The organism is Photorhabdus noenieputensis, from assembly GCF_018448935.1.
In the GTDB taxonomy this organism is placed as follows: Bacteria; Pseudomonadota; Gammaproteobacteria; order Enterobacterales; family Enterobacteriaceae; genus Photorhabdus; species Photorhabdus noenieputensis.
In genome coordinates this window covers 300,088-310,420 of record NZ_RCWC01000002.1, presented here as the reverse complement: position 1 = coordinate 310,420, position 10,333 = coordinate 300,088, and the positions used below count along the sequence as shown (strand labels likewise).

Sequence of the window (10,333 nt, the reverse complement as noted above, 5' to 3'; positions counted from 1 at the left end):
AGGCCTGCCGCCAGCGTTCAATCTGAGCCATGATCAAACTCTTCAATTTAAAGTTTGATGCTCAAAGAATTCTGACTAATTAGTTCGTAATGAATTAACTGTTGTTCACTCTTCAAGACTTTAAAACGTATTTTTTTGTGATACGGTCTTGTGAGTGCCCACACAGATTGTCTGATTAATTGTTAAAGAGCAGGCTGAATTAAAATTTAATATTCTCGTTCAGCCGGGCTGCGTATACTACGCTTTTCGCCCGCAGAGTCAAGCGCTTATTGGCTGGTTCTCTGCCCGACCTCACAATGTTTATCAGCGTTGTGTCGGTCAGTGGTGGCGCATTATAGGGAGTTCTTTGGCGCTGGCAAGCGTTTATTTAAAAAAAACTGCCGTTCGCGGATTTTTTCAACAAAACACTGATAAAAAGAACAAATCAGTTATTTTTTACTCACTACTTTAAGAAAATCATCAGCAAAACGATCAACTTGCTGCCAGTCGGTATATTCAATCTCTTTAGTTGTATCAGTTTCCCCACCAGTCATTTTCATAATCATTTTAACCATTACCCGATCCAACCAATGATAACGAGGATAAAGTAATGCGCCCGCAAAAACACCACACAAATCTGGCTTCCACGGAGTATTAGACAGGAATTTACGAACGTAGACATTCGTTTCTGGTGTACGCTTCTCTGGCTTCCTCGCTGTCAGATTTACACCAAAAAACGCGGTTGGCATTTTATTAAGTTGTTGTTGATGACAGATTGCAAATTTTTTCAGTGCCGAACTGAAATGACCATATCTGATCGAAGCTCCAATCATAACCTTGTCATAAGATTCCAAATTGATCTTTTTTACTGCTGATAAATCTCTGAGCTCACATACCTCCCCTGATCTGCGTAGATTTTCAGCAATTCGGGTAATGATTTTCTTAGTCTGCCCATCCCGACTGGAATAAAGTAACAAATAATTCATAGCCATATCCCTCTCCCATATAGACTATTCACGCCAGAAGGTTGGTGTAAATAAAACTAATAAAGTGAATACTTCCAAGCGCCCAAACAACATCGTTACAACTAATATCCATTTGGCTGCCGGATTCATTGCAGTGAAGTTATCCGCAACAACACCCAACCCTGGTCCTAGATTATTTAGTGTAGCGGCTATTGCAGAAAACGCAGAAAGTTCATCTATACCAGTTGCGATAAGTAATAATAAACTAATGATAAATACCAAAGCATAAGCAGAAAAGAATCCCCATACAGCTTCAATAATCCTTTCAGGTAATGCTCTTCGCCCTAGCTTGAGGGTATAAACCGCATTTGGATGAACCAATCTCTTCAATTCACGGGAACCTTGCAGGAATAGCAATAAGATACGAATCACCTTCAATCCTCCTCCCGTCGAACCCGCACAACCGCCAATAAAAGCGGAACACAATAGCAGTATTGGCAAAAATGACGGCCAACGAGCAAAGCTATCTGTGCTGAACCCTGCTGTTGTCGCCATTGAAACAACCTGAAAAAAAGCTTGGTTTAGTGTCTCTATCCCCGATTTATAAACAGTGTGATGCCATAAGATAAGAGTGCAAATAATGACAAGCACTAATTGAATGGAGATAAACATCCGGAATTCAGGGTCCCGCCAATATACTGTCAGGCTACGTCCCGTTAATACTGCGAAGTGCAAACCAAAGTTACAACCAGAAATCAGCAGAAAAATCGCAATAATGGTATTTATCGCAGGGCTATTGAAATAACCAATACTCGCGTCATGCGTAGAAAATCCACCAATCGCGATAGTTGAAAAACTGTGAGAAATGGCATCAAAAACTGACATCCCCGCAGCCCATAATGCTAAAGCGCAGGCGATTGTCAGTAACACATAAATCAGCCATAAAGTTTTTGCCGTTTCAGCAATTCGCGGGCGCATTTTATTATCTTTCAAGGGGCCTGGCATTTCAGCCCGATAGAGTTGCATTCCCCCAACCCCAAGTAGAGGCAGTATTGCAACAGCCAGCACAATAATCCCCATACCACCTAACCATTGCAGCATCTGCCGATAGAAAAGAATCGCTTTAGGCAGGGAGTCAAGCCCAATCAGTGTCGTAGCACCCGTTGTTGTTAAACCGGAGAAAGATTCAAAAAATGCATCTGTAATAGAAAGATTTGGCTGTTCAGAAAAGATGAAAGGTAAAGCCCCGACGCTACCAAGCACTATCCAAAATAAAGCAACGATAAGAAACCCTTCCCGGGGCTTTAATTCATGTTTTTGCTCCCGATTTGGTATCCAAAGCATCAAACCGATCATTAAGGCAAAAATAAATGTCTGACTAAATGCACGCCCAGCGCCATCACGATAGATAAGTGCTACCAATCCTGGAATTATCATGGTGACAGAGAAAAGAATAACAAGCAGCCCAACAATACGGGTTATGGCACGAAAATGCATTTAGCTGGTTCCTTAGAAATCCAGTGACAGAGAATATTTACAGATCGGGTGTTAAATGCAGTACACCACGACTTAGATCACGTAATTTATCACCGACTTCCCCCACTAAGGTAGTTGGAAGTGAAATTCGCAAAGTAACATTCTCTGCATACTCACTGGAAATAATTTGCCCTGATGATTTCTGTAATAACTGTTCAATCATAGAGATATGGGCATATTCACACTGCAAGGAACAGAGTTTCTGTGGAACCTTATATTTTGTTTCCAGCAATTTCAGTGCCTGTTGGACACCACTTCCATATGCCCTTACTAACCCACCGGTACCTAATTTTATTCCACCAAAATAACGGACAACAACTGCGGTTATTTCACCAATATTATTTCCCATAAGCTGGGATAACATTGGCTTACCTGCGGTCCCTGAAGGCTCACCATCATCTGAAAAACCCAACTGTTGTGAATCATCCGGCGCACCAGCAACAAATGCCCAGCAGTGATGGCGGGCATCAGGGTACTGAGCTTTAACTTGTTGGATAAACTCCTTGGCCTCATCCACCCCGCAAGTATGCTCCAGCAAGGTAATAAAGCGACTTTTTTTAATCTCTTCAGTAAAACTCACTGAAGCTGCGGGTATCAAATAAGGCTTCATTATGGCAATTGAAGATCCCTAGTCATGTTTTCCACTTTATTTTCATGGATCACAATGTTGTCTTCGATACGAATACCACCGAAAGGTTTAAACATCCCGATTTTATTCCAGTCAAAATGTTTGCTGAATTCACTTTCACGCCAAGGTGCAAGCAGAGATTCGATGAAATAAAGACCTGGCTCAATAGTCAACACCATACGAGGCTCCAGAATACGGGTACAACGCAGATAAGGATACCTATCGGGAGCAGCTAAATGTGTACCTGTATCATCCTGCATAAACCCTGCCGCATCATGGACCTGTAATCCAAGAGGATGACCAATGCCATGTGGAAAGAATGGCGTTGTCAGCCCTTTCTCAACCATAACTTCTTCACTAATATCTTTCACAATACCATGTTTTTTCAATAAATTAGCAATACGATGATGCATCTGAACATGATATTCGGTATAGCGAACGCCTGCTTTAATTGTACTGATTAGTGCTTTTTGTTCAGCATTCATATCTTTAATTAAAGAGGAAAATTCGTTATTGCTTTTTGCTGAATAAGTACGGGTGATATCTGCTGCATAGCCATTATATTCAGCACCTGCATCAATCAGGAAACTACGTATCTCTGAAGGAGCATTGTGCTGCAATACAGTGTAATGCAAAACAGCAGCATTCTCATTCATAGCAATAATATTGTCATAAGGTACATCTGTATCACGATGACCTGTTGCCATAAGATAAGAGATATTAATATCAAATTCACTCATTCCAGCCAGAAATGCTTCATAAGCTGCCAAATGTCCTACAACAGCCGTTTTTTGTGCTTCACGCATACAGGCTAGTTCATAATCTGTTTTGTATGAACGATAGAAATGCAAATAATCAAGGACAGACTTTGGATTAATATTGTGTTCAGAGAAACCAATCTCTTTTGCTCTTTGTGGTGAACAACCAATGTAAGCAACATTCTGTTTCACATAAGTGCTTAACACTGAATTGATATCTCCAGCATTTGCCAGATGAATCATTTCAACTTCTTTAGTCCAGTAACTAGTCGGCAGAGGTTCTACGCTATGCCAATAATCTACCGGTGAGTAAAACCATAATTTAGGCTTATTAATACCATCTACCCACAACCAGCAATTAGGCACTTTAGTTACTGGTACCCAAGCTTTGAAGTGAGTGTTAACTTTGAAGGGGTAGTCTCTATCATCAAGAAAAATACGCTGTAACTCACCGGAGTGAATCAGCAAAGCATCAAATTGATTACGAGCCAATGCTTCACAGGTACGTTGCTGCAATGTAGAGATATGTTCGTGGTACAGAGATGCCAACTTTTCCATTTCAATTGACCTTTTTTATTTTATGGCTAAACCATTAGCTTATCACAGCCATTGATATTTGCAGGTATCACGCAAAACCCTCTCAATTTATCGGCTCCCGCTAACACCTTATTTATCAAAATATAAAAACAATTATTGTCAATGAGATACAAATCTCACTTGTGATCACCCTTGCAAAAAACTAATCACTCATTTGCATTTACTTAACATAATAACCACAATCAAACCCATCTGGTCATACCAGATGGTATGCGCTCATTTAGGAGAACGACATGCTCTATCAAAGTGAAACAATTCAAGTAAGCTGGCTGAAAGATGGCATTGCTGAACTGGTTTTCAATGCCCCAGCCGCGATTAATAAATTAGATACCAAAACCGTTGCATCTCTCGATAAGGCTGTTGCCAGCCTGGAGCAACAAACTGGACTGAAAGGCGTTTTATTACGTTCTGAAAAAGCTGCATTTATTGTTGGTGCAGATATTACTGAATTTCTCTCTTTATTCGATTCACCTGTAGAAAAACTGCAAGAATGGCTTAACTTTTCAAATAGCATTTTAAACCGGATAGAAGATTTACCTGTGCCAACCATTTCGGCAATAAACGGTTATGCTCTTGGTGGTGGTTGTGAATGTGTTCTATCTACAGATTTCCGTATAGCCTCCCCGGATGTACGCATTGGGCTGCCAGAAACCAAACTTGGTATTATGCCTGGTTTTGGCGGCTCTGTTCGCCTTCCACGCTTGATCGGGACTGATAATGCACTGGATATCATTGCTGCCGGTAAAGACATTGGTGCAGAAGAAGCATTGAAAAACGGTTTGATTGATGCTGTTGTTCCCAAAGAAAAACTGGTTGATTCCGCAGTATCAATGCTGGAACAAGCAATTGCAGGAAACCTTAACTGGAAAGCCGCACGCCAGCCGAAATTAGAGCCTTTGAAACTCAATGAAATTGAACGAGGCATGAGTTTTAGTGTGGCAAAAGGTATGGTGATGAAAGTCGCTGGTCCTCATTATCCAGCGCCTATCACCGCAGTTAAATCCATAGAAAAAGCCGCTACATTTGGTCGCGATGAAGCATTAAAACAGGAAACTGCCGGCTTCATTCCTCTAGCACAGACAAGTGTTGCCCGTGCCTTAGTAGGTATTTTTCTTAATGACCAGTATGTAAAAGGACTGGCAAAAAAACATCTGAAAGAAGTCACAACACCTGAATATGCCGCAGTTCTAGGTGCAGGAATTATGGGTGGTGGTATAGCCTATCAATCTGCCCGCAAAGGGATTCCTGTCATGATGAAAGACATCAGCCAGCAAGCCCTTGAATTAGGTATGAATGAAGCTGCGAAACTTCTAAACAAACAGTTTGAACGTGGCCGCCTGGATGCCATAAAAATGGCAAGAACCCTCTCTTCTATTCAACCGACTTTAAATTATGCCGGTATCGAACAGGCTCAAATCGTGGTTGAAGCTGTAGTAGAGAATCCAAAAATCAAAGCGGCTGTACTATCAGAAACTGAAACTCTGGTTAATGAAGATTGCGTCCTAGCCTCCAATACATCAACAATTCCGATTTCAGAGTTAGCTAAATCCCTAAAACGCCCAGAAAACTTCTGTGGTATGCATTTCTTCAACCCGGTACACCGCATGCCGTTAGTTGAAGTCATTCGCGGTGAAAAAACGTCTGAAAAGACAATTTCAACCGTAGTCGCCTATGCCAGCAAAATAGGTAAAACTCCGATCGTCGTTAACGACTGTCCAGGGTTCTTTGTAAACCGGGTACTGCTTCCTTATCTCCTTGGCTTTGGTCTGCTATTGCGTGATGGTGGTGATTTCCGCCAAATAGACAAAATCATGGAGAAAGAATTTGGTTGGCCAATGGGTCCTGCTTACCTTGTTGACGTTATTGGTCTTGATACTGCACATCATGCCCAATCAGTCATGGCCCAAGGGTTCCCAGATCGTATGAAACGTGACTATAAAGATGCCATTGATGTTTTATATGATAATCAACGTTACGGACAGAAAAACGGCCTTGGTTTCTACAAATACACTCAAGATAAGAAAGGTAAGCCTAAAAAAGAGCAGGACGAGCAAACAGATCAACTGCTGGCAACTATCTGCCAACAGAAGAGTAATTTCTCCGGTGAAGAGATCATTGCTCGTACTATGATCCCGATGATCAACGAAGTTGTCCGTTGTCTGGAAGAAGGCGTCATTGCCAGCCCGGCAGAAGCAGATATGGCTCTGGTTTATGGCCTTGGTTTCCCTCCATTCCACGGTGGTGTTTTCCGTTATCTGGAAACAATGGGAACAGCAGCTTACGTAAAAATGGCTGAAAATTATGCTCACCTCGGTGCTCTTTATCAGGTACCACCTGGTCTGAAAGCCAAAGCTGAACGTAATGAAAGTTACTACCCTACAGCAGCAACAATTGCTGTCAGCACCGGAAAAACAGCGTGAGGTCTGGAAACATGGAAAATGTAGTCATTATTGATGGCATCCGCACCCCAATGGGGCGCTCAAAAGGTGGTGCATTCCGTCAGGTCCGGGCTGAAGATCTCTCCGCTCACCTGATGAAAGAGCTATTTAAACGTAATCCGGCAATACAGCAACATGAAATCGATGATATCTACTGGGGCTGTGTCCAACAAACGCTAGAGCAAGGTTTCAACATTGCCCGTAATGCAGCTTTACTGGCTGATATCCCTCACTCTGTACCAGCCGTGACGGTTAACCGGCTATGCGGTTCATCAATGCAAGCGCTGCATGATGGCGCTCGTATGATCATGACCGGAGAAGCTAATGTCACACTGATTGGTGGTGTAGAGCACATGGGCCACGTTCCAATGACTCATGGAGTGGATTTCCATCCTAAAATGAGTCTGAGCGTTGCCAAAGCCGCAGGCGTCATGGGCTTAACCGCTGAAATGTTGGCAAAGATTCACCATATCAGCCGTGAAATGCAAGATGAATTTGCGCTTCGTTCGCACCAACGTGCAACACAGGCAACGCAATCAGGCGCATTCTCCAATGAGATATCGGCAATTTATGGTCACGATGCCGATGGCATATTGAAGCTGTTTGATTACGATGAAGTGATCCGCCCGGATACTAATCTGAAAGATCTAGCCGCACTGCGTCCTGTATTCGATCCAGTAACAGGCTCAGTCACAGCAGGCAGCTCTTCTGCTTTATCCGATGGTGCGTCCGCAATGTTGATAACCAGTGAAAGTTATGCCAAGAATTTGGGGCTGAAACCTCGTGCCCGCATCCGTTCTATGGCCGCTGTTGGTTGCGATCCTTCCATTATGGGATATGGTCCAGTCCCTGCTACGCAAATGGCGCTCAAGAAAGCAGGTTTAGAACTGGGTGATATTGGTGTGATGGAACTAAACGAAGCATTTGCCGCTCAGTCACTTGCCTGCCTGAAAGGCCTGAACTTGCTGGATAGTATGGATGACAAAGTTAACCTGAATGGTGGCGCAATTGCTCTCGGTCATCCTCTAGGCTGTTCAGGTGCTCGTATCACAACCACGTTGTTGAACTTAATGGAACGCCGTGATGTTCAGTTTGGCCTGGCAACCATGTGTATCGGCTTAGGCCAAGGTATCGCCACCATTATAGAAAGAATGGATTAAGAACTTATCTGTAAGAATTATTATAACTGAGTCGTTGTTGCCGTAATTCCCGCCTGTCAGGGGCGGGTTTTTTTATTATTTTATATGAATTCGAAAGCATCACCATACATGCTGTCAGCAGAAGCATCACGCTCACTACAAAAGCGCTCACGAGCAATTTTTGCCATTTCAAATCGCCCTGCAATGTAGATATCATAATTGGCTAAACTACCAAAATCCTCTAGTACTGCTTTAAGCACGGTTCCTGTACGTCCACACCAACCATTCTCTGACTGTTCAACAACCGGAACAACCTTCAAATTAGGATAACGTTCTGTAAGTAACCGTAACTCAGCAAGATCATATAAATGTTGTGATTCTCGGCCTCCCCAATACATAGAGATCTGACGTTCAGGTTGTTCTTCTAACGCTGTCAGTAATATTGAACGAGTGTAAGAAAACCCCGTACCGCCAGCAATTAATAACAGCGGATTAGCGCTGCTTTGACGGAACCAGGCTTTACCATGAGGGATATCAATATCGATCACTTTCTGATCCAGAATTCTATCCATCACAGCCATTGCATACAAATTCAGTTCAGAAGCACCAATATGTAACTCAATAAACTCCTTTTCTGAAGGCGTTGATGCCATTGAAAACGGACGTTTATCTCTCTCACCCATTACCACCATCAGATACTGACCGGCGCGGAATGAGAACGGAGAATCGGGAAATAACCGTACCCGATAAACCGTATCAGTAATAGCCTCTACAGAGGTTACTTTGCAGCTCAGTGTTGTCATGCGTTCCCTCTTATGGTCCTAAAATATCTAATTCATCCCAGATTTTGTCGACGCGGGTACGCACTTCTTCACTCATCACAATAGGACGTCCCCACTCCCTCTGCGTCTCTCCCGGCCACTTATTCGTTGCATCCATTCCCATTTTCGAACCTAATCCTGAAACTGGCGATGCAAAATCGAGATAATCTATCGGAGTATTCTCCATTAATACGGTATCTCTTGCCGGGTCCATTCGCGTAGTGATTGCCCAAATGACATCGTTCCAGTCTCTGGCATTAATATCATCATCACAAACAATAACAAACTTTGTATACATAAATTGCCGTAGATATGACCAAACCCCCATCATGACCCGCTTGGCATGACCCGGATATTGTTTCTTCATAGTCACGACGGCAAGACGATAGGAACAACCTTCCGGAGGCAGATAAAAATCGACAATTTCAGGAAACTGTTTTTGTAAAATTGGTACCAGTACTTCATTCAATGCAACTCCCAACACAGCAGGTTCATCTGGTGGGCGGCCAGTATAAGTCGAATGATAAATAGCATCATGCCGCTGAGTAATATGTGTCACAGTGAACACCGGGAACATATCGACTTCATTATAATAGCCCGTATGATCACCGTATGGCCCTTCTGGAGCTAACTCGCCAGGCTCAATATACCCCTCCAATACAATCTCGGCACTTGCTGGCACTTCCAAGTTACTTGAAAGGCATTTCACAACTTCTGTCTTATATCCTCTTAATAACCCGGCAAATGCATATTCCGATAATGTGTCAGGAACTGGCGTCACAGCTCCCAATATTGTCGCCGGATCAGCACCCAAGGCAACAGCTACCGGGAAACGTTCTCCTGGATGCGCCTGACACCATTCCTGAAAATCAAGCGCACCACCACGATGAGATAACCAGCGCATAATAAGTTTATTTTTACCTAATACTTGTTGTCGGTAGATGCCAAGATTCTGCCGCTCTTTATTCGGGCCACGAGTTACTGTCAGCCCCCAAGTAATCAATGGCGCAGCATCCTCTGGCCAACAGTGCATGATAGGAATACGGGTTAAATCTACATCGTCACCAACCGAAACATGTTCTTGACAAGGCGCAGTATTAAGCCGTTTAGTTGGCATATTAAGGACTTGCTTAAATTTCGGTAGCTTATCCAGTAAATCACGAAAACCTTTCGGAGGATCGGGTTCTTTCAAAAAAGCTAGCAACTTACCTACATCATGCAAAGCTTTAACATCTTTCTGCCCCATTCCCATAGCAACACGCTCAGCAGTACCGAACAAATTACACAATACAGGCATCGAATAACCTTTGGGATTTTCAAACAACAAGGCAGGCCCACCAGCGCGAAGGGTACGATCTGCAATCTCAGTCATCTCCAAATAAGGATCAACTTCAAAACTGATGCGTTTCAACTCACCTTTATGCTCCAATAAGGTTAGAAAATCTCTTAAGTCACGGTATTTCATACTATTC

8 protein-coding genes are annotated in these 10,333 nt (G+C 43.0%); 2 read left to right on the top strand and 6 right to left on the bottom strand.

Translation table 11 applies throughout. The features are described 5' to 3' along the window. Positions 1–428: 428 nt before the first annotated feature. Genes hemG through pepQ form a run of 4 tightly spaced genes read right to left on the bottom strand, consistent with a single transcriptional unit; the run spans position 429 to position 4,424 of the window. Positions 429–965 (bottom strand): menaquinone-dependent protoporphyrinogen IX dehydrogenase, encoded by a 537-nt coding sequence (hemG, locus tag EAE91_RS03465; RefSeq protein WP_214087273.1) that lies wholly within the window; start codon positions 963–965, stop codon positions 429–431. Positions 966–989: 24 nt separating this feature from the next. Next, positions 990–2,441 (bottom strand): Trk system potassium transporter TrkH, encoded by a 1,452-nt coding sequence (gene trkH / locus EAE91_RS03460; protein WP_214087258.1) that lies wholly within the window; start codon positions 2,439–2,441, stop codon positions 990–992. 37 nt (positions 2,442–2,478) lie between these two features. After that, positions 2,479–3,090 carry an IMPACT family protein gene (locus EAE91_RS03455; RefSeq protein ID WP_214052400.1) on the bottom strand — a complete coding sequence of 204 codons (612 nt, stop codon included), beginning with the start codon at positions 3,088–3,090 and terminating at the stop codon, positions 2,479–2,481. Beyond that, positions 3,090–4,424, bottom strand: coding sequence for a Xaa-Pro dipeptidase (gene pepQ / locus EAE91_RS03450; protein ID WP_214087257.1), 1,335 nt, complete (start codon positions 4,422–4,424; stop codon positions 3,090–3,092). The genes EAE91_RS03455 and pepQ overlap by 1 nt, the downstream gene beginning before the upstream one ends. Positions 4,425–4,696: 272 nt before the next feature. Here pepQ and fadB point away from each other — a divergent pair, with 272 nt between their 5' ends. Continuing rightward, positions 4,697–6,883, top strand: coding sequence for a fatty acid oxidation complex subunit alpha FadB (gene fadB, locus EAE91_RS03445; RefSeq protein ID WP_214087256.1), 2,187 nt, complete (start codon positions 4,697–4,699; stop codon positions 6,881–6,883). 11 nt (positions 6,884–6,894) lie between these two features. Then, complete coding sequence (gene fadA / locus EAE91_RS03440; RefSeq protein ID WP_046397217.1) at positions 6,895–8,061, top strand: acetyl-CoA C-acyltransferase FadA; 1,167 nt, start codon at positions 6,895–6,897, stop codon at positions 8,059–8,061. Between the two features lie 80 nt (positions 8,062–8,141). Here the strand turns inward: fadA and fre are convergent, their stop codons facing one another. Then, positions 8,142–8,843, bottom strand: coding sequence for an NAD(P)H-flavin reductase (gene fre, locus EAE91_RS03435; protein ID WP_214087255.1), 702 nt, complete (start codon positions 8,841–8,843; stop codon positions 8,142–8,144). Positions 8,844–8,853: 10 nt separating this feature from the next. Beyond that, positions 8,854–10,326 carry a 4-hydroxy-3-polyprenylbenzoate decarboxylase gene (gene ubiD / locus EAE91_RS03430; RefSeq protein WP_214087254.1) on the bottom strand — a complete coding sequence of 491 codons (1,473 nt, stop codon included), beginning with the start codon at positions 10,324–10,326 and terminating at the stop codon, positions 8,854–8,856. Positions 10,327–10,333 lie beyond the last annotated feature (7 nt).

Bases quoted from the DNA above. Each gene is read 5' to 3' on its own strand.
- hemG (WP_214087273.1), bottom strand. From the start codon at position 965: ATGAATTATTTGTTACTTTATTCCAGTCGGGATGGGCAGACTAAGAAA.
- trkH (WP_214087258.1), bottom strand. From the start codon at position 2,441: ATGCATTTTCGTGCCATAACCCGTATTGTTGGGCTGCTTGTTATTCTT.
- EAE91_RS03455 (WP_214052400.1), bottom strand. From the start codon at position 3,090: ATGAAGCCTTATTTGATACCCGCAGCTTCAGTGAGTTTTACTGAAGAG.
- pepQ (WP_214087257.1), bottom strand. From the start codon at position 4,424: ATGGAAAAGTTGGCATCTCTGTACCACGAACATATCTCTACATTGCAG.
- fadB (WP_214087256.1), top strand. From the start codon at position 4,697: ATGCTCTATCAAAGTGAAACAATTCAAGTAAGCTGGCTGAAAGATGGC.
- fadA (WP_046397217.1), top strand. From the start codon at position 6,895: ATGGAAAATGTAGTCATTATTGATGGCATCCGCACCCCAATGGGGCGC.
- fre (WP_214087255.1), bottom strand. From the start codon at position 8,843: ATGACAACACTGAGCTGCAAAGTAACCTCTGTAGAGGCTATTACTGAT.
- ubiD (WP_214087254.1), bottom strand. From the start codon at position 10,326: ATGAAATACCGTGACTTAAGAGATTTTCTAACCTTATTGGAGCATAAA.